The following is a 24,477-nucleotide window of genomic DNA, read 5'->3' on the forward strand; positions in this document are numbered from 1 at the left end:
TGTTCGAGTCAATTTTCCGGTTGACACTCAAGCATCATACAAGAGGGCTTTTTTTATTTCAAGTCCCCGAAAATCCTTCTAACAGGAATGCTCCTTTATGGAATTAGGTTTAGTGTGAACTTTATTCGTGTTATTATGCTATTTTTCGCTTTCAAGTTGTTTAAAATAGACTAATTAAGTGCACTCTAATTTGTTAACATAGCAAAATAGCCATAACCTCTCCTTAAATTTACATAGTTTAACCTACTTCCCAAAATTTTGAATAATGGTTATTCAAAATAGGCTGGAATATGGTAAATTAGGAAAGGAGGGTAAAATATGGATACGAATAGTTGGAAAGATAAAGGTTTTCTTTGGGATTATAAGGTTTATATCGTCATTGCTTTGATGGGTATTTGTGCAGCTCTGCCTCATATTCTTGAAGCGTTTTTAGAAAACAAAGAAGGCAATCTGATTGTTTCCTTTCGTGAAGCACCTACGGATTTAATATTGGTCATCTCAATTATATTAATCCTAATCAGCTGGATTTTCAGGAAAAAGAAAGCACTATTAATAAGCTGTGTAACGATCTTAATCATCGCTAACACATTGTTACTACAAACTTTCACGATAGTGAATAAGGAAGGTATTGAACGTAGAAGCTTCAATTTTACCAAAAACGAGTATTTTAAATGGAGCGAGATTGATGAAATTCACTTCTCATCAAAACTGGCAAAAGACATACGTCCAAAAAAATATGGTATCAACAATAAATCTAAAGAACCACTTGTAACAACAGTCGTTCCCTCTTTAGAGATTAAAAAGTTGAATGAGGCAACTACATATAATGGATTTACTACGGCTGAATTATTAAATTTGAAGGAATGGTTGAAGGTTCAAAGCCAACCTAAAACATATATACAGCCTATTCCAGAGGACTATCAAGATTACTTTCTTAAAATGAGGCATGATAATCTTGTTTTGATGAATCAGCTATTTGAAATTGACGTTGAATTTAATGATAAAGCTATATTAATAAATTAAAGCTGCTCCTATAAAGATTGAAGCTTGATTTGAAGATTACCGCCAAATCAAGCTTTTGCTACTATATATTATTTACTCAATACTTCTTTAATAGCCTCTGCTAAAGCATCTGCCGTTCGAAATGTCTCTTCGAATGTATTTTCCATGCCACCAATAGAGACTAATACAGAGTTGTCTTGTAAATCTTGATTGTAAGTGTTTCTTGGGTTTACTCCTCTTTCAATTACACCAAAGGATAAACCCGGATATAGGTCTTCTAGTTTGTCATGAAGTTTCAATGCAAATGCTTTATTTATTTCATAATTATCAGCTGTTTTCGATACATACATCCATATCTTTGCATATTCTGTCCCTGCAATAGTCGTAGTGGAGTCATCTTTTTTATTTGACTCCCTGTGTATGTCCAATACAACTTCAATGCTATCATGTTCAGTTAACGCTTTTTGTAAGACTTCTCCTGATACTGTATAGGCATCGTTAAAAGTTAATCCTCTTTCGCTCAAAATCTTACTATAATCTGTATCATCATGAATTGCGCTAATATTACGTTCTTCTAATGCATTACTCAATTCCTTCCCCACCAATGTAACATTCGTTGTATCACTAAAGGGTACCCTATCCTCATCTCCCTGCAGTTCTGGATAATATGCTTCAACATTATGTGTTTGGTAAATAAACACTAACGGTTCTTTTTCATCTAAGGCAAGTGATGGAATACCTTCTGCTCCAATTGTATTTGTAAGATTCATAACGGTTTCCTTGCCATTTAAAAGGAAAAGCCAAGAAAAAGCTAATGCAAATAGGAAAATACCACTTGTTGCTACAGTGAGTTTTCTAACTCTTGTAGTTTTTCTCATACTTCTAGCCTTTTGTCTAAGCAAATTTTCTGTTGATATTATAAATTCTTTTTTTGGATTTTGAGGGTGACTGTCTTTTATCATGTTAATAATTTCTTTTTCATTTTGCATTGGACAAAACCTCTTTTCCATCCAAATCTAGTTTTCTTTTCAAATCCTTTAAAGCTCTGTGATAATCGACTTTCACTTTGGCTTCACTACATTGCAGAATTTCTGCCGTTTCTTTCACTGAAAACTCATTGATTCCGCGAAGAATAACAGCTGCTCGGTGATTCGGTTTAAGCTTGGAGATAGCTTCATGTACATAGTGCTCTAATTCAGTTTTCTCGTACTCTTCATCAGGCTTTTTCTCCTTTGACTCGAGCTTAGAGAAAAAACCTTCCTTAAAAATCGTTGAAAATTTCTTCTTTCTGTAATGGTCAAGAGCAACATGCTTCGCGATAGAAAATATCCATGTTTTAAAATTACTATCAGTTTTAAAGTTTGGTAAGCTTTTTAACACCCGAATGAATACTTCTTGTGTTAAATCCTCTGCATCGTTTTGATTTCCTGAAAAGCAAACAAGAAATCGATACACATCTAGATAATGCTGATTATAAATTTCCACTATGCTACCTTCTAAGTCTCGTAAATCAACCAACCATTTCCCCCCTTTAGTATGTAGTCACTTATTATTCGTTTGAGATTGATAAATGGTTACAGAAATTTATATATGATCAAAAGAATTACAGGGTGTTCATTTAAAAACAAAATAAAAAGGAGATATACATCTCCTTACATAACATACTGTTTAGTTATTCAGCTGCATTTTCAAGAATCGAGAAAGTCCTATCGACACAATCGATCTCTGCCATAGCACCATAAGGTAAGATAAACTTTGGTTCTGTATGGCCAAAATTTAGGTTATAAAGAATTGGTAAATGCTCTAAATTATATTCCTTCGTGACTTTTCGGATTTCGATTTTATACTCCTCGTAATACTGCTCATCCTGTGGCTTTCCAAAAATAATACCCTTTGCTCTTTGAAGAATACCTTGAGCCGCATAATTTCGTAGCCAATAACGAATATAATCTGGTGCTGGTTTTTCTTCAGAGGTTTCAAAGAATAGGATACTATTTTCCCAGTGTATGCTCTCTGGCCAAAGTACAGTTCCTTTAGCCATCTCAAGAACCTCCATACAGCCGCCAATCAGGCGTCCTTGTACGATATCAGAGCCTTGAAGTAACTCATTACCAGCGTTTAGTTTCAAAGTTCGTCTCTTATTCTTATTGGATTCAATCCATTCTAAACGTTCACTTGTCCATTCTTTCGCTGGTTGAATTTCTCCCATTATTTCATTAGAAAAGAGCGTCCGGTTCACCATTTCAATTGTATATGGATCCATCTCTACATTTTCAGCAAAATCAGTTAGTATGGCTGGACCGTAAAAGGAAGAAATGCCTGCTTTATGGCAAATTAAATGAGAAATGGTTACATCAGAGTACCCCATAAAAATCTTCGGATTGTTATGTATCACCTCAAAGTCAATATATGGAAGTAAACGAATACTATCTTCTCCACCAATATTGGCAATAATCCCTTTTATATTTTCATCCTTAAATGCAGTCATCAAATCCTCAGCACGAGCCTGTGGGTTATTGTATAGATAGTCTCCACCTTTTAAACTATTTGGCATTGGGATAACGTTTAACCCAAATACCTCTTCCAATCTCTTTACACCTTGCTCATATCTCCATCTAAGTTCTGGTTCACCTGCTCCTCCCCAAGAAGGACTCACGGTTGCTACACTATCTCCAGGCTGTAACTTTTTTGGTTTAATTAACATCTAATCTCCCCCCAAAAAACTCTATTATCTATGTATTTTTACCTGTAAAATAACGATTCTCTTAGATTTTAATTTCTATAGAATGTTTTAAAATCCTTCTTTTTTTGAAGAAACTATACTCATTCAAAAAGAAAAAGCCCATTCATCGGAAAGGGGCTGGTTCGTATATTTACTTGGACAGACATGTTTATTAATTATAAAAGCCCAATTCGAGCAGCTGAATTGGGCGAATTTATTATTGATTTTAATCTTTGTGTTCTCTAAATTTCTTTGGTGAACAGCCAACTAAATTAGCAAAAGTTTTATAAAATTGACTAGGGCTTGAAAAGCCAACCTCATAACTAATTTCAGTTATCGTTTTATTAGAAATAGTTAATAGCTCTTTGGCCTTTTTGATTTTGATAATCATTACGTATTGATGTGGAGTAAAACCAGTTGCCAACTTAAAGCTTCTGATAAAGTGATATTTGCTTTGTTGTGCTATACCGGCTAGTGTTTCTACTGAAATATCATCTGAATAATGTGAATGGATATAGTCTAATACGTGATTAAAATGATTATCTGAGACAAGTTGTAAAGGTTCTTTGATATTATGACTACCTCTTAAAAGAGCAGAAAAATATTGAAAAATACTAATCTCCAAGTCATCCATAAAAGAACTTTGATAATCTTCTTTCAAAATATAATGAGTAAACCACTGTTTCATTTGCAATTTTACATCATTACTAAAAATTTGTTGATCCTCATAAAAATTAACCTCTTCTTTCAGGGCTTTCTCATCACATAACCAATTATTAAAACCCTCTCGATTTAAGCCTAAAATTACTAATGAACTACTATCTGAATTGAATTCATGAGAGTGTGTGGAATTTGGATTAGCAACTATGGCATTTCCACTGCTTAAAACCTTTTCCTTTTGGTTAAGGGTAGCAATAGTATTTCCGTTAAATGGAATTGAAATCTGATAACAGTCCTGATGTGAATGAGCGGGATCATTCCAACTTGAGTGACCATCAAATTGGAAAATTTGTACGTTTGGTAGTTTTAAATGTAATCCCATTTTTTTCACCTCTGCTTTATCATCTATATTTCTTAATTTATTGTAGCTTAAATTGCTGAATATTTCAGCAATTTGTACGATGTAGTTCCCCTTTTTCATTTTTATACTAGAAATAGTTGAACAAATACATGTAAGCATTTTTAGGGGGAACACGCATGAATAAACTGTATAACGATTCTCGATTTCGATTGATCATCTTTGCAAATATTGCCTCATCTATTGGCTCAGGTATAACAATGATTGCTATCCCATGGCTCTTAGTATCGAGTGAAAATGGAAATAAACTATTTGGATACGTCACAATAGGCATGACTATCCTAAGCTTTTTAATTACACCTTATATCGGAGCCCTAATAGATAAAATATCACGTAAAAGATTATTGATATTTAGTAAATTAATTAGCCTATCTGTTTTGTTAATTTTCACTTTCATTGGGTTCATAGCTAATCACTATGAAATATGGCATTATATAATCATTTATTTGATAGGAAATCTGTATTACACCCTTTTTTACCCAACCATGTTTGCTTTAAATCAGGAAATTTTTAATAGAGAACAGTATAAGGCTCTTAATGGAACAATGGAGGTACAAGGACAGCTTTCCAGCATGATTGCCGGTGCAGCAGCAAGTATCTTATTGATTAAGTGGGATTTGCAATTTATCTTATTACTTGATGTATTCACCTATGCGCTGGCAATCTATTTTTATTTAAAATTACCTTATGCGAAAACTACTAAACGAAAAATCGGAAATGAAAAGGCAATAAAAGCATCAGAGGGTTTAACCTTTATGCTTAAAAGAACTTCAATGCTCATATTTTTATCCGCTTCGCTAATGCCCTACATTGGCGTAATGATTACAAATTATTTGTTCCCAGTATATTTGTCTGATGTGTTAAAGACCGATGGAAATATATATGGAATTCAAGGTATGATTTACGGTTTGGGTGCCATTTTTGCAGGTATATTGGTTCCTATCGTAGCTAGAAAATTAGGAGACGAAAAGACAATTGTCTACGGTGTCTTAACATACACATTAGCAATCTCGTTAATTATTTACGCGAATATACCAGCATACTTATCTTTAATGTTTTTTATAGCTTTAGGTAATAGTGGAGCAAGAGTGGCCAGGAACTCCTTCTTGATGGATAATATCCCGAATGAAATAATCGGTAGAATTGATAGCCTATTCCGAACGATTGGGCTACTTTTGAGAATTATATTGTTAGCTATATTTGCAGGTTTAGTTTCTTCTGGTCTGATAATGTTGTGCTTTACTGTTTTGGCCGGACTTTTACTTATCGCTTCTATAACTGTAATTTTGTCTTGGAAAAAGGGGCTCATCTATAGAACAAATGCATAAAATTTAATCATATTCATGATAATTAATTAATTTTTAAAAAAACAACAGTAAAGAAGACCAATTTCTCATTTAAATTTAGAAATCGGTCTTCTTTCTTAATAAAGATCTTCCCATTTTCATTCTCTTAGGTTTTTTTTATTAAGTGAATCCTGATAAAGATCAGCATACGTTTTTGAATCTTCAATTAGCGCATCGCAGAAAGCAGCGACGTCAGCCCCTGTAACTTCTAATACCCTTTTCCCAGCAATGACACCTTCTTCGAAAAAGCTGATAATTTCCGAAAGTGGGCCAATGCCTTCATTTAGCTCAACTGGTCCCACTTTAAAAAGATATTTTTGAATCTCTTTATAGACAATTTGATAGTCTTGGGGAAGCGCTTTGACACGCGAAACATGAGCTCTCCATTCTTTTCTGCCTTCGATGATTTTTTTTATACTCATTGTAGTCCTCCTAATTTTCTGGCTACATTCTTATTTAGTTGCTCACGCCATTTATCTCGATACGTTTTTGCTCCATCGCTTCCAACGAGCGCTGCACAGAAGCCCTTGATATCATCTCCTAGGACTTCTTCAACACTCTGCCCGTCTGCTGAAGTAACTTCAAGTAATTCAAGGGCACTCTCAAGAATCGGCATCAGTTTGCGGCCGGTGAAATCTCCATGAATCCAGAGATTGCTCATAATTTCTTTCCAAGCAGTTTGATAATCAGTTGGTAACACTTTTGCTCGTTCGTCAAATTCTTTCATTTGTTTCGTCATATCGCTGCCAGTTATTTTTTCAAAAAAGTTCATCTCATTTTCCTCCTTTATCTCTTAACTCGTTTAGCTTGCTCGATACAAAGTTCCATTTTCTCCAAAAATTCTCAAGCTGCTCTTGGCCAGCTTCGTTTAGGGTATAAAACTTTCTCGGTGGACCAACATTAGATCGTTTTTTCTCGATGTTTACCAGATTATTTTTCTCAAAACGCAAGGTAATCGTATAGACTGTACCTTCAACTACATCTGTGAAGCCAAGCTCTCTAAGCTGTTGTGTGATTTCATAGCCGTAAGTTTCGCCCCGACTAATAATTTCAAGCACACATCCCTCAAGCAATCCCTTAAGCATTTCTGTAATATTTTCCAAATTATTCACCCATTTATATTTTTAAATTTTTCAGTACTCTGTAATACAGGTATTAAGTAAAACTTATTACTGGTATAATGTAATACAGAATAGTGTATCTTGTCAATTAAAATAATAAAAGGAATTGCCATTTATACTGCAACTAAATCATTTCTTACACTTTTATGTATAATTTTATTAAAATTTATAAATCAGATACATGGATACATTCAATTTCAGCAATCCTTCGCTTTTTCCACTCAGACATCGTATAATAAGGAAAGCAGAAGAAGAATTTATTTTTTCCTCTAGTCAAAAAAAGAGGTGCACTTACTTGAAACAATTTGAAACAGTACTACCAGAGAAGTACGAAGCTTTAAAAAAACAGGCCAATTATACATCAAGCTGGCGCGAGCGTTTAGCCGCAGTCGAAACTTTATCGGCTTATCAGCATGACAAAATTATAGATCTATTACAAAATCGTATGCACAATGATACGGTCTACAAGGTCCAAATAGCAGCATATGATACTCTTGTAGCGTTTGGGGAGAATGTAGAAAAACCAACACCTGCAAGCTTTGATATTATCAAAGGTACGGACAAGATTTTTCTTCGCGTGAAAAAGAGCTTACCAAAGGGCCATACAGTGGCAGAATTTGCAGATAAGCTAAAACGTATGCGTCTAGATGTCTATGATGCTTATGAAGGTGACAAAGGCGAGGAATTCATGAGCTGGTTAGAGGAACGTTGGGCAAAACTATAATAATCACCTTTCCTATAGGTGGGTTAAGTCATTCAATTCCATATGTGGAGTGAATGACTTTTCTTTTTCTCTAAAATGTAAAGATATCACTCATTTTCGATATCGTTCTAATTCTTCTGCTGGATATGCATTCATCCAATGATAGGGCTGTAACTCATTTAGACTAGCAAATTTTAAAGTATTATCCGGAGTAGTCACGCCAACCATGACATCAACACCCCAAAAACTAAGCCTTTCTTAACAGACACCGCATGCCGACAGTACCTTAAATGGACTATTTTCATTATCCCTTAAAACACACAAACAGTGAGTTACACTTACGTTGTACATATGTGCCTCACACATTCCTCCTACTTCAATACATGAAGTTAATCGAAATCTTTTCACTTTACCAGTAAAGTAAGAGCGAGCTGACTACGCCTATTTGAAAGAATAGTCAGTTCATGATGGAGAGCCAAATACTTCCACACGACTGCATTTTTTATATATTTATCTATCAATTCAAAAGGATATAAAAAGTTCATTTCCAAATTAAAACCCTCTATTAATTTATAAATTAAAATTATATTTTACTACTTACTTATTACAAAAATCTTAAAGTAGAATTAGTCCCCCTTCCCTTACTCAAATTTTGTTAATTCTCTATTCGTTATACTAATACTTAATTTAGCTTGTATTTTCTCACCAAACTCATTTAAAAACTATTATCCCGTTAAATTGCCCTTAAAAGGAAACAGACGCTTTCCTTATTCAAGGAAAGCGTCCGATTGTTAAACATCACCTCTTCTATACAAATGAAAAAGTTTAAATAAAAATCGATTCACTTATTTTTATGTCTTAATTTTTTTAACCCAATGTTAGTTTCATACCAAAGGATATATCCTAGCCAAATGAAAACTACTCCCATCGGTAATGCTAATATTCGATCATAAGGGTGAGGAATGATTACGGTAGCCAAAGTAACTACAGCAGCAAGCGAAAGTAATATTCCAGCAAAGCGGGGAAAGACATTAGCACGAAATGTTGCAATTCCTAGAAATAAGCCGCCAAGCATATACAGTACTCCTGCAATAGGGGCCAATATTGTGAAAACACCTAGATTAACCTCACTATTGTTCTCGTCAAATAGTCCTAACATTCCTTCTACAAACATGGGAGCCTCGTTTATAATCAGCGGGTAAACAAATGCTTCAATGAAACTAAAAGTCATTGAAATTAACCAAAACAGGTTGAATAATATAAATCCTATTAAACCAATCCAGCCTACCTCTTCAAGTTGTTTCATGTAAATCCCAATAATTCCTATAATAAAGGAGAGGGACATAGCAATGCTTAAACAAGCAACTATCTGCCAGGAACTCGAAGTAACAAAAGTTAAATTTTCAGGTGGATGGATAAATTGAATGACTGTGTATAAAACTCCTGCCAAAATTGCAAATAAGCCTGCAATTTTCTTGAAATTCATTCCTACTAAATTCATTTCAACTCCCTCGTTTCAAACCATTTGTCCATTTGTTCTCCTCCTTGATAATCCGAATTATTACTTTTTAGATTTCATATATTAAGCTAAAGATAATATAAAAAGATAGAAAGAAGTGACGTTGTGGAACATTATGAATTAATTGAAAATGCATTAGTCTATATTGAGGATAATATAGAAAAATCTTTATCATTAGAATCTGTATCAAATCACTTCAATATTTCGAAATTCTATTTTCATAGACTTTTTTCCGCAATGACTGGTTACTCATTTAACAACTACTTACTTTCTAGAAGATTAAATAAGTCTGTTAATCTAATTCAAAACGAAAAGTTATCGTTAACAGACATTGCATATTTACTTAACTTTGGGACTCCATCATCTTTCACTCGCGCCTTTAAAAAACAATACGGGATAGCTCCTAGCAAACTGAAAGAAAACACGACGACGATCAATGAATCTCCTATTCCTTTAGTAGTAAAGAAACCGATTAAAAACATAAATGGTGATATAGTCACCGATTTTACCCTAGTAGAATTCAATGCAATTCGAGTTTGTGGGATAGCATTTGAAGTTGATTTAGCAACTGAAAATTATAAGTTGAAAATTCGTTCTCATTCGAGAATGCTATTAGATAATATTAATCAATCTATTAATGGCCCTTGCTATGTTATTTACTCAAATTGTCAGCCGAATTCAACAAAATTTAATGTTTTGTTCGGTATTCCATACGATATCCAGATTAACAAACCATATTACTTTACCAATGATATACCTTCAATATTTTGTGCTAAATTTCAATATTCTGGTGACATCCTGGATATAGGGGATGTTCTTACTAATGACTTTGCTAGATTCTTAAAGATTTCCAAATTAGAAGCAGAACAATCCGATATAGAAATGATTCAAGCTTTTGAGAACGTTCATCAGCTTGATTCATCCTATCATCTCTACGTACCAATAAAAAAACATCCGATTGATTTAGAATGTTAAAGTCGCTTTTTCCTCCGTCCTATTATTTTTTATTACTGTAAATATAAAATAACATCAAAAGAGTATGTAGACTTTCCACATCTTGCTGTAATTATAATTAGAGCATAAAGGGTTTATTCATCACTATAATTTTGGGATTAAGTTCACTTAATAAGCACCCATTAACCAAAAAATGGCATAGAGTGTTTATCTCTAAGCCTTTTTGCTCGTAATTATTCCATTCTTAAATAGAGTATCCCACTTAATACAACATCATTAATTCAGCTTATTCCTTAGATACTCCTCGTAGGAAATTATTCCCTTTTTTTGCATAGGGTTTGTATTTTTTCCTTCAATTAAAGAATTGTATAGTTTTCCTGAGAAAGGAATGCTTAAAACATTATTGGTTTCATTGGTAATCTTAATTTTCAACTCCGCCATTTCTCTTAATGTCATTATATCCGGACCACAAAAATCATCTAATTTTCCTTGTGGGCCTTTATTCACTAAGTCGATTAAATGTCTGGCAAATTCATTTACATCCACGCTTTGAAATTTGATCCTTCCAGGGATTATATATCTTCCAAATAAAGGTTTTGATAAAAGTAAATTATCAACGAAGCTATGAAACTGAGTTGCACGAGCAATTGTATACGGTAGAGAACTATCCTTTAATAATTCTTCTGCTTTGTATTTAAGTCTATAATACTTGAAGGGGATTTCCTCAATCCCTACAATTGATGGATAAATAAAAAGTTTTATATGATGCAACTTACTTAAAAATCTTTCAAATCCAATAACCTCGATGTCTTTAGATTTATTGACCGGACTAGTAGCTGCATGAATAATTACATCAACATCTTTTACTGCTTCTTCTAATCCGTCACCAGATAATAAATCGCTATAAACCCATTTGAAGTCTACTCCTTCAGGTTTTCTTCTCGAAGTTATTTTTACTTTATAATCTAAACCTTTTAATTGCTTTAACAAAGCGGAACCTAATTGTCCGGTTGAACCAGTTACAAGTATTCTCAAGTACAACTCTCCCATTCAAATGGATTATCTTTATAATGTAATATTCTACAGTTGGTTACTTTATTCAACTAACGTTCCCACTAGTTTAAGGCAGCCTTCCGCCCTCCTTTCACCAAAATTATAGTGTGTGATACTTATATAGCTTTAATTACTTATTCGTTACAAGATTTATAGTTTTTTATTCTAGTTTTCTTAATCTTTTCTCCCTATCCAATCTTCTTACATAATCATTTTTGATAATGTTCCAATTCTTCTGCTGGATATGCAATCGCCCAATGATAGGGTTGCAACGCATTTAGACTAACAAATTTTAAAGTATTATCTGGAGTCGTAACGCCAACCATGACATCAACACCCCGAAAACGTAACCTTTCTTGACAGACACCACATGGTGAAAGAACCTATTAGAATTTAAAATTAGTTAACTTTTTTATTTCGAATATACTTTTTTAAAACGCTCACATACCACCACCATATCTGGTGAAAATTCTATATCATACTCTTTTAATAATTCGGTAAAGAATTTTTCATGTGCTTGCCACCAATATTGATAATCTCCTTCTCCTTCTGCTAAAGCGAATTCCTCAGTAACCTCATTCATCGGAAGTACTTCAACAGATTGGATTTGAATAACAGCGACTGGCTCTTCCTGACCATCTAAAACAATATAATATTCCCCAGCTTCAGGAATAGGCGCCTTTTCTAGCTCATAAAACACATAACCCGAAGTCGTTGCTGTCTTCTTTCCTTGTACAACCAACTCCGCTAACCAATCAGCGGAAGCGCCAAATTGAAAAGCATCTTTATATTTAATCTCAAATTGATTCGTTGCTATACAAAATTCATTCCAAAAATCTTGAACTCTATTATTCATTTATTATCATCCTTTTATCATTATCTACTTTCTTAGGTTATTCCTTAATTTTACATTATAACAACTAGTATACAATTAGTAATTCTTTAAAATAATTGAACAACTAACACTTTATCTACAGATTTTGTTAAGCCACCTCAATCAGTACCCATAAAAAAAGCATCAAAATAAATTGATGCCGATTTATTAATTCAGTTGGTTGGTGTATCCCATCACTTTTCCAATAATTTGTTCTTCTGTTACTACGATCCTCTTACCTCGAAACCAATCATCCCCAATTAGATAATATTCATTATCAGAAAGTTCTATTTCCTCCATATTAAGCTCAAATATTTCATTCTTCGCTTCCTCATTATATTCTGATCCAGCTTCGTCCATCTTTTTAAAGTAATTTTCTTTATCTAAACCAGTTCTATGGGCTTTACCGTAAAAAGTGTCTAACTTAAGCCCATTAATATAAATCTGTCCTTTAGTGATCTTTACTTTTTCCCCAGGTAGAGCAACCACCCTAGATATGTCTTGGTCATTTTCTTCATTTTCAAAAGAAATAACATCTCCTCTTGAGATGTCAGTTGTATTCACATTTGATTCAATCGCTAGAGTCTTATCAGAATAATCATGATTTCCTCTGTCCATATTATCGTACATGTGGTGGTATGTTATCATCTCAGCTGTAACATGTTCAATTGTTGCAATGTCAGGTTTTGAATTTTCATCTGTTATTGTTTCAGATGATACATTAGAGCAGCCAACCAACATAATTAACGAAACAATAAAAAGCGTCCATAACTTCATTAAATTCCACCTTCTTAGATAATTTAAAAAACCTTTAAATTTTTTCTCTTACTATCATTCTTTATCAGTGTCTATATTTCTTGATTGATAAAAGTTAAACATGCTGTAAGTAATAAAATCATCATAAGATTCTATATCTTTCGTAACATCGGTAAAAAAGATGCCCAACTTTTGTGAACATCCTTCAAAATTAATATTTGCAAAACTTTTGGCGTCACCTTACTCTTCACCACGCCAATAGAATTCACTTACCACTTCAGCAAAAGCTTCAGTAGAACGATGAAGTTCCTCAACAGTATTATCTACACCGCCAATTTCAAGAATGATGGAATTTGGAGAAAGATCTTGATTATATATTCCATTTCCTTGACTACTACTTTTTTGTAAAATTCCTTTTGATAATCCTGGATATAAAGTATCTAACATTGTTTGTAATTCATTTGCAAACGCAAGATTCTTTTCATAATCTGCATGTCCAGTACCCACCACAAATAATAATCTAGCATACTTTAAACCGTTAATTTCAATTGAAGTATCCCTTTTTCTTAAAGAGTCACGATGTACATCAATAAAATAGTCCAAATCTCCACTTTCACTTTGTGCAGCTTTTACTATTTCTCCTGATAAATCATATGAATTTCCATAAATTAAATTTTTTGTCTCTAAAAGTTGTACTATATCTGAAGTATCAACTTTAGTTCCTACACCATAACTTTCCAATGCTCTACCTAGCATTTTTCCAACTAAAGTAATATTGGCTATTGAATGATAAGCTTCTTCTGGTTTAAATGTATTTTTAAGATAGGGCAAAAATGATTCTCTACTATGAGTATGATAGATGTAAACGACATCTTTTCCAAAAGTAGCCTGCATTTCAGGTCTTTTGGATGATTTCATATTTTCAAAAATAACATCTATGTTTTCAAATTTAAGTTCTCTATTCTCAAATAGAGTCTTCATTGAGGGTTGATATTCATCTCGCTCTGGTGAACCTAAGTTATTATCTATTTCTATTTCTGTATTTTGACCAAATGGATTATTAGGTTTCTTAAAATAATTTGAACCTTCACTAGAATTACTTTTTTCTGGTAAATTAGTTTCATCGAGAGTTTCACTGTTTTCATTTTTATTAGATTCATTAAAAAACATGAGCCATAGAAAACCCAGTAACCAAAGGAAAAATAATAATAATGCAAAATATAATAGAAGTACTAGTATAGTTCTTTTTTTTGCACTAGCCTTTTTATTCTGTTTTAATTTTGTAGACATTCAGTTACTTCTATCCTTCCCTGACTCACAATTATTAGATTCAAATATTAATAATTATACGTATTTTAGTAGTAACAATTAAATTAAATTAAGAGCATTTACGAATAAATTTTTAACTACCTACCTATTTTATTTGAGTTTTAATTTCCAAATAAGAAAACAAAACACTAGAATAACAATAATAATTTGGAATTCTAAATCAATCAGCATTAACCCATAAATTGCAGTTGCTTCCATTAGTATGGAGGGTACTTTTCCAATTGTACTTGCTACTGCAAATAAGCTAAGGGAAACTTTTGAAAATGCAGCTCCCAATGTTACTGCCCCTGATGGAATAAATGGCATAATTCTTAAAAATAGAATCATCCAAAAAGCATTTATTCCTTCAAGTTTTTTTATTTTCTCAATTAACCTTGTTGAGTTTTTTTTAACCTCCATTTTTTTAATCCTTTTCTATATAAAACAAAGCTTATAATTGCACCTAATGCTTCTCCGATAATAGATACTATAAATCCACCATACAGGCCAAAATAGGAAAGATTAGCAAAGGTAATAAATGCACTGGGTAAAACTCCAGTAATACTAATCAATATGTTAATTAATATACTTACAAAGATAGAAAAAATGCCAGCTTGGCTTAAAATTCCCATCATAATACCAACTCATTTTCATAATTTTTTTGTTGATGGCGTCAATAATCAGGATCACGCAGAAAATTAGGTGCTGATTGAGCTAGGGGACATAGATAATAATGAAGAGGAAATCATTCGTACTCAATCAGTTCCTTCAAAAGCTATTTCAATTATCTTTAAGAACCAATCTTAACGGAAACTATTAATTAATTTCAGATAAATTAAATATTTCAAATTATAAAGTACACCTTAAACTTTCAAGGTGTACTTTGTTGAGAATTATTCAACGGCTAGTTCAGTTTCTGTTAACCATTTATGATTTGTTACTTCAACGCCTGTTGTGGAAGTATAATCTACCATATAGACTGTTGTTTCTTCTGCACTATCAATTGTTGCAGTTGCTCCTTGCATCCCTTCCATGTGATCTGCATTAATCGTTACTTCTTCACCTTGTTTAAATGGTTCTTCTCCTGCTCCTTCTAACTCTTCATGGATTACCCACTTATGATTTGTTACTGGCTCTCCACCATTTGTAGGAGTATAGGAAACAGTATAAACGGTAGTATCATAAGCCCCTACGATTGTAGCTTCAGCACCATTCATGCCTTCCATGTGATCAGCTTGAATTATCGCTTTACTACTAACTGGAAAAGCAGGATCTGCTGATTCTTCTAATCCTTCTGGTATTTCAGCATCTCCTGAGTGATTCATTGAGGAATAATCTGTGTCCTCTATTCCTTCAGATTCATCAGTATCTTCCATGCCCTCCATGTCATGCCCTGTCATCTCATTTGTTTCTTCTTGAGCTGTTTCATTTTGATTTGCCTCATCATTATTATTTCCTGAGCATGCTGAAAGCATTAAAGCTGCAGATAATGAAATAACACTTATCATAATTTTATTAGTCATTATAAATTCCTCCCAATTAATTATCATTATTTATTTTTTCCTACTTCTCGTAGTATAAACTTTAAATTTGCAAAAAATATGCAGAATAACTTCTTCTTTTATTAATTACGTTTGCTGAAATGACAAATAAAAACAAAGTTATTCTACATATTGTAGATTAGCTTTGTTTTTATCGAAATTCTTAGATTATGCATGGTTCATCTTAGTTAAAAAATTTTAATAGGAAATATAGCATTATACATAGAAAACTAATTCCTAAAAGCGAAAAACTTATCCATTTAAAATCGTCTCGTTTTTGTAATTTTTTATATTCTTTATAACTAATTTCTCCATTGGCAAATTTTAAACCAAAAGAATCGGGGTTTACAACATAACAGTTATTACATTTATCTTGGAGAATAAGCTTTGTAATAAGATTCTTCCTATCCCATTGTTTCTTTAATATTTGAGAAGTTAAATATGTTCCCTCTATTCCTTCTATTCTTACGATTGTAAATAATGAACTTTTATTTATTTCCTCATACATTTTATATGCATACTGTTCAATAAAATCATTATTAACACACAACACCTTCACCTCGTTATTTTTTTGGATTCATTTTATATATTGTATTCTTTGATACTATAATACTTTAATAATAAAAAATTCGCATAAGTATCAATGCGAATTAATTACTTTACTGCATAATGTCTTTGAATTGTTTAGTAAATGATATATCAGTTAAAAATAAGTAAGCCTTCATTTAATCCTAATGTGTTCGAATTAACAATTTTAAAATGTAAAGTTTAAATATACATTAGCGGGGTACCCTACAATCGTATCAAAACATTAAGGAGGTAGGTAAAATGCATGAACAATTTAAAGAATGTATCGAAGAATGTCTTGATTGTTTGATTGAGTGTAATCATTGTTATGATGCATGTTTAAAAGAAAAAGATGTCAAAATGTTGGCTGAATGTATCCGACTTACTCGAGAGTGTGCTGATATTTGCAGTTATGCAGCGTCTGCCATGTCGCGTGGAAGTCAGTTCGCTACTGAGATCTGTATACTATGTGCCGATATTTGTGAAGCATGTGCAATTGAATGTGAAAAGCATAGTAGTCACCATGAACATTGTAAGAAGTGTGCAGAAGCTTGCAGAAAATGCGCCGATGTTTGTAGAACAATGGCTAGCTAATCAAAAGAGAGTAACCCAAAACTTAACAGGGTACTAAAAAAATTGCCTAAAAATTTTTAGGCAATTTTTTTCAATTTCATACTTAATCATGATTAATCTTAAAAAGTTGTGCATTAATTGCAAAATAGTACTTAGACATTACGGCCAATCCAATTGCTGTTGTAATGACGACTACAACGTTATACGGTACTTCTACAGCAAGTGGATTGAATTGATAATATATCCAGCAGTCCAGCCTAGATTTTGAACCATTTTCTGTGACTAGCTTTGGAATGTTTTAAGGTACTAAGTATATAAATTGGATTACTATTGACTAAGACAACATCCGCAGTTTCAATGGCAACTTCTGTTCGAGTTCCAATAGCAATCACTAGATCCGCTTCCGCTAATTCTGGTGGATCAATCACACCGTCTCCAACCATGACTACTTTCTTTCCACCTTCATTTTAAGCTTTTACATTATTTGATTTTATTATTTTATATTCCCCAATAAGTTAATGTATCAAAGATTCCTATAATTATTAGCAGAAGACCAGCTATCTTTTGTATGATTTTTCCGATTTTAATACTCTTTTTCATAATTAAACCTTTTATATCAAAGTACCAAATTAACCCCAATATAATAATTAATGGAATAGATGTGGCAAACCCAAATATGACTGGTAGTATAATTCCAAAAGATGTGGATACAACTGTTGGCATTAACCATACAAAAAAAAGTACAAACATCGTTGGACAGAACGCTATTGCAAAACTAGACCCTAACAAGAAAGAGCCAAACTTTCCAGTCTTAATATTCGCTGGGACATAATTAAAAAGTTTGTTTAAAAACCTCAACCTTATAATTCCAAGAAGTACTAATCCAGTTAAGATTAAAAGCGGACCATTCGCTTTTCGAAATATAGGAAAGTATTCTGTTATTTTAGACTCGAAGGATTGACCAAAGATCCAAGCTAATAATCCGATTGAAAAATAAACTACAACTTTTCCACCTATAAACGAAAAAATTTCTACCCAATTTTTATCAACTTGTATTGTACGATTTCCGTACAGAGTAAATGCACTGATATTTCCTGTAAGTTGACATGGAGCAAATGCACCGATTAATCCTAATAGAAGCGCAATAATAATTGGGGGATGTTCATATGAATTTAAATATACAGAAATAGGCTGGCTGATGACTTGACTGATTTGTGATAAAAAGCTATACATTTCTAATATTCACTACCTTATTCAAGTACTAAGTTTCCATGTACAGCAAGGCTATACCATGAATCTCCTTGATCTTTTGTTTGATAAATCGATAAATTATTTGTCACTATTGTTATTTCTTGGTGCTCATTTGGATTAACTGCAAGATTAATGATTGGATCATTCTTTATTTCTTTCGGAAGTTTAATATCCTTTACTTCCTTACTCTCTAATGTAAATAATTTTAAATATACTTGTTGAATATCATCAATAGTGGAATAAATTCCTCCATTTTCAATTAAAGTTACATAGGTTACCATTTCATTAAAAATTAATTCCGAAAAATTTTCTCCATAGTCCTTTGATAAATAAATTCCATCTTTACTACCTATTACAAGAATTCCTTCTTTTGATGGATGTGCTGCAAAATTAGAAATAGAAGATGAATTAAATCCATTTAGGGCTACTTTAGTCCATGTCTTTCCTTCATCAGTTGAATAATGTAAACCACCCTCTAAATTATCCGTAGGTGTTTCATTAAAGACATAAATTGTATTATTATCATAACCAACTGCAAGATAATGGAAATCAAGTTCCCCATAAAAGGCTAATTGTTCCATATTAGCACCTTTACCTGTACTTTTAATAAGTCCTAAGGGGTTTTTTAGATTTGAACCTTCCTCTGGATGTCCACTTGAATAGAAGCCGTCTCTAACTGCTGCAAACCCCATATAATCATGTTTTTGACTATTAGCTACCTTCCATGATTTTTTGTCAAATTGATATAGGCCATTATGAGTTGCAACTAAGAACTCATTTCCTCCATTTGCATACCCTAAACCATGAACATGGTCAATTTTTTCGTTTTTCACATTTTCGAATGAATACTTTTGTTCAGAATTACAAGCTACTAAGAAAATAGATACCAATAATAGTCCAAATAAGATTTTTATTATTTTCATTGTCATTTTCCCCTTAACTCCATTTATAACCGATTCCCCATGCTGTTTTTAGAAATTCATCAGTAGGAAATCCTGCCTTTTTTAGTTTGTCCCTTAAATTCCGAATATGAGAATCAACTGTTCGGATATCAGTTTCAGTTTCGTATTCCCAAGCTAAATCCAACAATTCTTCACGCGTATATGTTTTATTGGGTCTAGATATTAACGCCTTTAAAATAAAAAACTCTTTTAACGTTAGCTGAACTTTTAAATCAAAATATTTTAAGGAATACCTTTCAGTATCTAAAGTAAAGTCATTGTAATGGATACTGAGATCTTTTTCTTCTTCTGGTGATCGCCTTAAAATTGCATGGACTCTTGCAACCAATTCTCTTTCATCAAAAGGTTTTGTAATGTAATCATCTGCACCACTGTTTAAACCTTTTACTAAATCAATTTTATCTGTTCTCGCTGTCAACATAATAATTGGAACATCGGAGAATTCTCGGATGGCATTACACACTTCCCATCCATCCATTCCAGGCATCATTACATCTAATAAAACTATGTGTACTTTCTCTTTTTTTAGTATATCAATCGCATTTTTCCCACTTGATTCCTTAATACACTTTATTCCTTGTGGCATCAGAAATAATTCAACCAAATCTAACATTCTATGTTCATCATCTACTAAGAGAGCTGTTTGCATATTGTAAGAACCTCCAAATTAAATCATTAACTTAAATGTGCTGCCTTCACCTAGTTTGCTTGCTACTTCTATCGTACCTCCATGTGCCTCAACTAACTCTTTAACAACCGATAGTCCAATACCTGAGCCACCATAAATGCGAGAACGAGACTTTTCAACCCGATACAATCTATCGAAAATAAATTCAATTTCATCTGAGGGAATACCAATACCTTCATCACTTACTGAAATAACTGCTCTACCATTCAAACTATAAGCCTCTAACCGTACTTTTTTACCATTGTTGGTATATTTCAATGCATTATCTAAAAGGTTCAGTACGATTTGTTGCAATCGTAAAGGGTCAGCGAAAATTTGAAAGTTCTCTTTGCTTTCGAAATCTAATTTAAGGCCTTTATTCAAAAATGAAGGCCCTACGAGTTTAAATATATTATCTAGGAATGGCTGAGACAAAAAGTTTTCTTTATTAACCGTAAATGAATTTTCATCTATCTTTGCTAAATCAAGTAAATCTTTAACTAGATCCTTCATACCGTCAGCTTCTTCAGCAATAATAGAAAGATAATGATCTCGCTTTTTCTCATCTAGCTCTTTTCTCATAGCTACTTTTGCATAACCAATTAAATATGTTAAAGGCGTACTTAACTCATGTGAAATCGATGCCAGAAATTCATTTCTTTCTTTTTTTAAGAGTTCTAAATCCTTTGCAAGCTTCTGAATAGCAACTGACAATTCCCCAAGTTCATCCTTACTTGCATATGAAAGTGTTACCTCGAAATCTCCCTTACTTAATTTCTCTGTAGCCTCTTTCATATTAATTAATGGTCTTGTAAGGACTTTTGATAGGACTGCGTAAATAATTAGAATAATTACAACACTCGTTGCACCTGCGATTCCAAAATGCATAGTTAACTCATTCACCATTTGATTTATAGAATTTGTACTTTGATACATTAGTACATAACCAGAATGCTCACCATTTTGATAAGGATGTATACTAACGATATAGGGTGAATTCTTATAGTCTGAAACTAAAATACTATCTAAATTTGACTTCTTCTTCATAACTGATGGCACATAGCTCTCTAATGTTGGATTATTTTCATCAGAGCTGCTAATAACAACACCTTCACTATTAATAATCATTACTTCTCTATTATTATTATTTTCCATCAATACGATATGTTTAATTGTAGATTCAGAATAGTTTTCAGTTAATACATCTCTATGATTTTCTCCATTTGCTAACAATCTAGAAAATTCCTCACCCACTCTACTATGTATTATGTTTCGGTGAAGATAAAACATTAGAATTAACTCCAATATAAGTACGGCAGCAAAAAAGTAAAGGGCCAACTTTGTTGAAATTTTATTCAATATAAACACCCACTCTCTCAGAAAGCTTTATTATAATTTAAAAATATGAAAAAATTATGCAGATTTTTAAAGCAAATAATCTTTAATAATAACTAAAAAGAAAAAAATATGAAACATAGATTGAAAATAAATTTATTTTAAGGGAGTGGACAAGTTGACATTCTCTGAACTTATTTTAGAAAAATTAACCAAGATAGGTATATTAGAATCTTATACATTGAGAAGGGTGATTCGTGGTAATCTTATAAAGCCGGTTAGGGGTAAAATCAATATAATTTGACGATGTAGTTATTTTTGATAAGTAATTAAAGATCTATGGACTGATTCAAAATACTAATTATATTCGTAATTATATTTTTGGACATATGTCCACCGATTTTGTTTCAGAACTTAATCCATATGAAGTGTACAATATACAAATGTTGGTCAGGAGATTGATTCTAGGAAATCTAGAACTTTAGGAATTTAAAGTTAATAAAAAATAGACTAACTTCACAAGTAGCTAGTCTATTTTTCATTAACTCATTAATTAAATATTAAATACACTGAGTTTTAGTCAACTAATTGTTCAACAAAATAGCTAGAATTGCATAATCAACCGTTTAAGTTGTTAAAACTATATAGTGAAAATCTATACAATCAATTCTCCTATTGTTTTCTCTCTGTAAGCAATTAAGATTCCTTAAGCCTTTTTTCTATAATATATCCATCCATAATTTAATCGTAGTTCCTAGAATTAAAACCATTAAAATACCTTGCAATATCTTAGTATTCATTTTTTTACTGATTTTAGCACCAATCGGAGCGGCAATTAGTCCGGCAATGATCACAATAACCGCAGTTACATATTCTACTTGCCCTGTTGAGATTTTACCTATCGAACCCGCAATGGATGAAATAAACGTAATCGCTAAGCTGGATGCTATCGTCATTCTTGTAGGAATCCGTAATACTAATAACATAATTGGAATTAGTAAGAATCCACCACCAGCACCTACAATACCAGAACCAATTCCGACCATAAATGCGAGAATTCCGGCAAGAGGTTTATTGTAGGTGACTTCTTCTAAAGGTATATCATCAATCTTCTTTTTTGGAATAAACATCATAACGGCTGCTAATAATGCTAATATTCCGTAGACAATGTTTATTTGAGCTTCCGTAAAATATTCTGATCCAAAACTACCGATAAATGTCCCTATTAGCACCGTTATCCCCATAACAGTAATTAACGATTTATTTAAATAACTACCCTTTCGAAATCCTATGACACCAGCAATCGATACAAATAATACATCAAGTGCGCTTATACCGGAAACCTCATGTGCTGTTAAAGTCTGGAAGCCAAACACTGGCGGAATCATTAATAACATTGGGTATTTAACAATCGCACCGCCAATGCCAAGCATCCCAGAAAGAAATGAGCTAATAAACCCTATAACGAAAAGGAGGACCACATAACTTATATCCATGTTGTTTCCTTCTTTCTATTCAATTAAACCTTGCAATTTTTTAGTCTCTCAGTTAATAAGAAAAGTGAGTCGCAGAACAACTCACTTTCTATTTTTTACCCTTTTTGAATATAGAACGTTAATACATCCGCTTCCTCTTTATGTTCTAAAAGAGTATGGCCAGCTGCAGCAGACCAAGCCGTTAAGTCGGCTAGCGCCCCTTTATCTGTTGCTTGCACTTCTAAAACTTGACCTGATTCCAATATGTCCATTGCTTTTTTTGTTCGTACAATCGGCATAGGACAGGCTAATCCTTTTGCATCTAATACTTGATTTACATCCATTCAACATTCTCCTTTTGATTCATAATTGTAGTTTTGCAAGAAAGAGAATCTCTTCGTTCCTTGCCGAAGTATTGTTTTACGATTATTTTTAAATTTTTTAACGAACTGCACAACGGTTTGGACCGATTTCCATTTCTGTTTGTTCGTCATTCTCTGGCGTAATTTTACCCATGTTGACTTGACGAATTTGTTCATAGGCATTTGGTTGAGGTGGTAAGTTATCTGTTACTGTGTGACGGAATTCCTCATCACTTTCTATGTTTAAACCGTGGTTTTCTATAAATAAGTCACCTAAACGTCTTGCTACAGTCCCATCTTCATTTAACTCTTCAATAATCATGAAGTGAGCAGGTAGTACGATTAAATCTTCTGCTAATTCACGGTAACGATGATATAAGGTTTCGCGAAGATCGCCTACCCAGTCCGCTGCAAGACCTGCTAAGTCTGGACGACCGATTGAATCGATGAATAAAATGTCGCCTGTTAATAAATACTTGCTATCAACAATGAATGATGTCGAACCAATTGTGTGTCCCGGTGAGTAAAGAGCGCCTACTTCAATTTGAGATGCACCGATATTAACTGTTAAACCATCTTCAAGAGGTGTGTAATCGAAAACGACCTCTTCAGCATCTTTTGGTGGTAAGTAGTAAGTAGCACCAGTTGCTTCTGCAATATGACGACCACCTGAGATATGATCTGCATGTAAGTGTGTATCAAATACGTGTTTAATATCTACATTCTTCTCTTTTGCAAAGTTTGTGAAAACTTCTGTGAAACGAACAGCATCAATAATCGCTGCTTCCCCTTCCGAAATGACCATATAAGAAAGACAACCTTTACCAAGGCGAACGAATTGATACAATTCGCCACCACCTGTTAAATCACCAACTTTAATTGGTTCTAGATACATACTCCAAGATTTCATCCCACCTTCAAGGTAGAATACATCACGACCGGCTTCTGATACCATTTCAGCGACCATAAGAGAGGAACCTTCTTTTGCACAAACAACTAATACATCTTTGTCTGTTGGAAGTTTCGGTAAGATTTCGTCTACTCCATCTAATAAATCAAAATATGGGATATTTAAATAATCAAAGCTGTGTCCTTCAATTTTCCAATCTTCAAATGAATCTTTGTTACGTACATCTAAAATAAATAACTCTTTATTTTCTATCACTTTACGAGCTACTTGCGCTGCTGTCATTTTCATAACTGCCATATTTACTTACCCCCATAGGTATTATATTTACGTTTTTTTAAGTGGAAGGACTTTCCCTTCCACTAGTTTTCCCTAATTATCTGAAATTTGGTGTTTCAGAA

29 protein-coding genes are annotated in these 24,477 nt (G+C 32.9%); 5 read left to right on the top strand and 24 right to left on the bottom strand.

Going from position 1 to position 24,477, the window contains the following annotated elements; genetic code table 11:
- Nucleotides 1-318 precede the first annotated feature (318 nt).
- Nucleotides 319-1,023, top strand: a complete 705-nt coding sequence (locus tag BJ095_RS15835; protein WP_107936953.1) for a hypothetical protein — start codon at nucleotides 319-321, stop codon at nucleotides 1,021-1,023.
- A gap of 68 nt (nucleotides 1,024-1,091) precedes the next feature.
- Here BJ095_RS15835 and spoIIP (BJ095_RS15840) read toward each other — a convergent pair whose 3' ends face one another.
- From spoIIP (BJ095_RS15840) to BJ095_RS15855, 4 genes are all read right to left on the bottom strand, one after another.
- Nucleotides 1,092-1,991 carry a stage II sporulation protein P gene (spoIIP, locus tag BJ095_RS15840; protein WP_107936955.1) on the bottom strand — a complete coding sequence of 300 codons (900 nt, stop codon included), beginning with the start codon at nucleotides 1,989-1,991 and terminating at the stop codon, nucleotides 1,092-1,094.
- On the bottom strand, nucleotides 1,981-2,520 hold the full coding sequence (locus BJ095_RS15845; protein WP_107936957.1) for an RNA polymerase sigma factor: 540 nt from the start codon (nucleotides 2,518-2,520) through the stop codon (nucleotides 1,981-1,983). Before BJ095_RS15845 ends, spoIIP (BJ095_RS15840) begins: the two co-directional genes overlap by 11 nt.
- 154 nt (nucleotides 2,521-2,674) lie before the next feature.
- Nucleotides 2,675-3,706, bottom strand: a complete 1,032-nt coding sequence (locus tag BJ095_RS15850) for a S66 family peptidase (RefSeq protein ID WP_107936959.1) — start codon at nucleotides 3,704-3,706, stop codon at nucleotides 2,675-2,677.
- A gap of 244 nt (nucleotides 3,707-3,950) precedes the next feature.
- Nucleotides 3,951-4,865, bottom strand: a complete 915-nt coding sequence (locus tag BJ095_RS15855; RefSeq protein ID WP_181418098.1) for an AraC family transcriptional regulator — start codon at nucleotides 4,863-4,865, stop codon at nucleotides 3,951-3,953.
- A 56-nt stretch (nucleotides 4,866-4,921) separates the two neighbouring features.
- Here BJ095_RS15855 and BJ095_RS15860 point away from each other — a divergent pair, with 56 nt between their 5' ends.
- Nucleotides 4,922-6,130 (top strand): MFS transporter, encoded by a 1,209-nt coding sequence (locus BJ095_RS15860; protein WP_107936963.1) that lies wholly within the window; start codon nucleotides 4,922-4,924, stop codon nucleotides 6,128-6,130.
- Nucleotides 6,131-6,246: 116 nt separating this feature from the next.
- Here the strand turns inward: BJ095_RS15860 and BJ095_RS15865 are convergent, their stop codons facing one another.
- From BJ095_RS15865 to BJ095_RS15875, 3 genes are read right to left on the bottom strand one after another with little or no spacing between them, the layout of a single operon-like run.
- A complete protein-coding gene (locus BJ095_RS15865; protein WP_107936965.1) occupies nucleotides 6,247-6,570 on the bottom strand; it encodes a DUF1048 domain-containing protein in 324 nt (107 codons plus the stop codon).
- The gene (locus BJ095_RS15870; protein WP_107936967.1) at nucleotides 6,567-6,920 is read right to left on the bottom strand and encodes a DUF1048 domain-containing protein; all 354 of its coding nucleotides are present in this window, start codon (nucleotides 6,918-6,920) and stop codon (nucleotides 6,567-6,569) included. Before BJ095_RS15870 ends, BJ095_RS15865 begins: the two co-directional genes overlap by 4 nt.
- 1 nt (nucleotide 6,921) lies before the next feature.
- A complete protein-coding gene (locus tag BJ095_RS15875) occupies nucleotides 6,922-7,251 on the bottom strand; it encodes a PadR family transcriptional regulator (RefSeq protein ID WP_107936969.1) in 330 nt (109 codons plus the stop codon).
- A 313-nt stretch (nucleotides 7,252-7,564) separates the two neighbouring features.
- Here BJ095_RS15875 and BJ095_RS15880 point away from each other — a divergent pair, with 313 nt between their 5' ends.
- Nucleotides 7,565-7,993, top strand: a complete 429-nt coding sequence (locus BJ095_RS15880; protein ID WP_107936971.1) for a HEAT repeat domain-containing protein — start codon at nucleotides 7,565-7,567, stop codon at nucleotides 7,991-7,993.
- A gap of 820 nt (nucleotides 7,994-8,813) precedes the next feature.
- Here the strand turns inward: BJ095_RS15880 and BJ095_RS15885 are convergent.
- Nucleotides 8,814-9,473, bottom strand: coding sequence for a hypothetical protein (locus BJ095_RS15885; RefSeq protein WP_107936973.1), 660 nt, complete (start codon nucleotides 9,471-9,473; stop codon nucleotides 8,814-8,816).
- A 123-nt stretch (nucleotides 9,474-9,596) separates the two neighbouring features.
- Here BJ095_RS15885 and BJ095_RS15890 point away from each other — a divergent pair, with 123 nt between their 5' ends.
- The gene (locus tag BJ095_RS15890) at nucleotides 9,597-10,466 is read left to right on the top strand and encodes a helix-turn-helix transcriptional regulator (protein ID WP_107936975.1); all 870 of its coding nucleotides are present in this window, start codon (nucleotides 9,597-9,599) and stop codon (nucleotides 10,464-10,466) included.
- Nucleotides 10,467-10,721: 255 nt separating this feature from the next.
- On the opposite strand, the gene BJ095_RS15895 is transcribed toward BJ095_RS15890, so the two are convergent.
- The 8 genes from BJ095_RS15895 to BJ095_RS15930 form a co-directional block, all read right to left on the bottom strand.
- Complete coding sequence (locus tag BJ095_RS15895; protein WP_107936977.1) at nucleotides 10,722-11,480, bottom strand: SDR family oxidoreductase; 759 nt, start codon at nucleotides 11,478-11,480, stop codon at nucleotides 10,722-10,724.
- 430 nt (nucleotides 11,481-11,910) lie between these two features.
- Entirely contained in the window at nucleotides 11,911-12,354 is a 444-nt protein-coding gene (locus tag BJ095_RS15900) for an ASCH domain-containing protein (protein ID WP_107936979.1), read from the bottom strand.
- Nucleotides 12,355-12,540: 186 nt separating this feature from the next.
- Nucleotides 12,541-13,149 (bottom strand): signal peptidase I, encoded by a 609-nt coding sequence (gene lepB / locus BJ095_RS15905; RefSeq protein WP_107936982.1) that lies wholly within the window; start codon nucleotides 13,147-13,149, stop codon nucleotides 12,541-12,543.
- Nucleotides 13,150-13,368: 219 nt separating this feature from the next.
- On the bottom strand, nucleotides 13,369-14,418 hold the full coding sequence (gene spoIIP / locus BJ095_RS15910; RefSeq protein ID WP_107936984.1) for a stage II sporulation protein P: 1,050 nt from the start codon (nucleotides 14,416-14,418) through the stop codon (nucleotides 13,369-13,371).
- 129 nt (nucleotides 14,419-14,547) lie between these two features.
- Nucleotides 14,548-14,856, bottom strand: a complete 309-nt coding sequence (locus BJ095_RS15915; RefSeq protein ID WP_107936986.1) for a VTT domain-containing protein — start codon at nucleotides 14,854-14,856, stop codon at nucleotides 14,548-14,550.
- Entirely contained in the window at nucleotides 14,826-15,071 is a 246-nt protein-coding gene (locus BJ095_RS15920; RefSeq protein WP_107936988.1) for a TVP38/TMEM64 family protein, read from the bottom strand. The genes BJ095_RS15915 and BJ095_RS15920 overlap by 31 nt, the downstream gene beginning before the upstream one ends.
- A gap of 258 nt (nucleotides 15,072-15,329) precedes the next feature.
- Nucleotides 15,330-15,959 carry a YdhK family protein gene (locus BJ095_RS15925; protein ID WP_107936990.1) on the bottom strand — a complete coding sequence of 210 codons (630 nt, stop codon included), beginning with the start codon at nucleotides 15,957-15,959 and terminating at the stop codon, nucleotides 15,330-15,332.
- 202 nt (nucleotides 15,960-16,161) lie between these two features.
- Nucleotides 16,162-16,485 (bottom strand): hypothetical protein, encoded by a 324-nt coding sequence (locus BJ095_RS15930; protein WP_153062715.1) that lies wholly within the window; start codon nucleotides 16,483-16,485, stop codon nucleotides 16,162-16,164.
- A gap of 320 nt (nucleotides 16,486-16,805) precedes the next feature.
- On the opposite strand from BJ095_RS15930, the gene BJ095_RS15935 reads away from it, so the two are divergent.
- A complete protein-coding gene (locus tag BJ095_RS15935) occupies nucleotides 16,806-17,138 on the top strand; it encodes a four-helix bundle copper-binding protein (RefSeq protein ID WP_107936994.1) in 333 nt (110 codons plus the stop codon).
- A 236-nt stretch (nucleotides 17,139-17,374) separates the two neighbouring features.
- Here the strand turns inward: BJ095_RS15935 and BJ095_RS19120 are convergent, their stop codons facing one another.
- The 8 genes from BJ095_RS19120 to BJ095_RS15975 all read right to left on the bottom strand — a co-directional run bounded on the left by BJ095_RS19120 (nucleotide 17,375) and on the right by BJ095_RS15975 (nucleotide 24,376).
- The gene (locus BJ095_RS19120) at nucleotides 17,375-17,560 is read right to left on the bottom strand and encodes a hypothetical protein (RefSeq protein WP_181418099.1); all 186 of its coding nucleotides are present in this window, start codon (nucleotides 17,558-17,560) and stop codon (nucleotides 17,375-17,377) included.
- Between the two features lie 55 nt (nucleotides 17,561-17,615).
- Nucleotides 17,616-18,350, bottom strand: a complete 735-nt coding sequence (locus BJ095_RS15945; protein ID WP_107936996.1) for an urease accessory protein UreH domain-containing protein — start codon at nucleotides 18,348-18,350, stop codon at nucleotides 17,616-17,618.
- A gap of 17 nt (nucleotides 18,351-18,367) precedes the next feature.
- A complete protein-coding gene (locus BJ095_RS15950; RefSeq protein WP_107936998.1) occupies nucleotides 18,368-19,291 on the bottom strand; it encodes a F510_1955 family glycosylhydrolase in 924 nt (307 codons plus the stop codon).
- Between the two features lie 13 nt (nucleotides 19,292-19,304).
- Nucleotides 19,305-19,979, bottom strand: a complete 675-nt coding sequence (locus tag BJ095_RS15955) for a response regulator transcription factor (RefSeq protein WP_107937000.1) — start codon at nucleotides 19,977-19,979, stop codon at nucleotides 19,305-19,307.
- An 18-nt stretch (nucleotides 19,980-19,997) separates the two neighbouring features.
- Nucleotides 19,998-21,230 carry a sensor histidine kinase gene (locus BJ095_RS15960; protein ID WP_235867692.1) on the bottom strand — a complete coding sequence of 411 codons (1,233 nt, stop codon included), beginning with the start codon at nucleotides 21,228-21,230 and terminating at the stop codon, nucleotides 19,998-20,000.
- Between the two features lie 821 nt (nucleotides 21,231-22,051).
- A complete protein-coding gene (locus tag BJ095_RS15965; RefSeq protein ID WP_107937004.1) occupies nucleotides 22,052-22,828 on the bottom strand; it encodes a sulfite exporter TauE/SafE family protein in 777 nt (258 codons plus the stop codon).
- A 95-nt stretch (nucleotides 22,829-22,923) separates the two neighbouring features.
- Nucleotides 22,924-23,151, bottom strand: a complete 228-nt coding sequence (locus BJ095_RS15970; protein ID WP_107937006.1) for a sulfurtransferase TusA family protein — start codon at nucleotides 23,149-23,151, stop codon at nucleotides 22,924-22,926.
- Between the two features lie 97 nt (nucleotides 23,152-23,248).
- A complete protein-coding gene (locus BJ095_RS15975; RefSeq protein WP_107937008.1) occupies nucleotides 23,249-24,376 on the bottom strand; it encodes an MBL fold metallo-hydrolase in 1,128 nt (375 codons plus the stop codon).
- Nucleotides 24,377-24,477: the final 101 nt, after the last annotated feature.

The organism is Ureibacillus chungkukjangi (assembly GCF_003217295.1).
GTDB classification, from domain to species: domain Bacteria; phylum Bacillota; class Bacilli; order Bacillales_A; family Planococcaceae; genus Ureibacillus; species Ureibacillus chungkukjangi.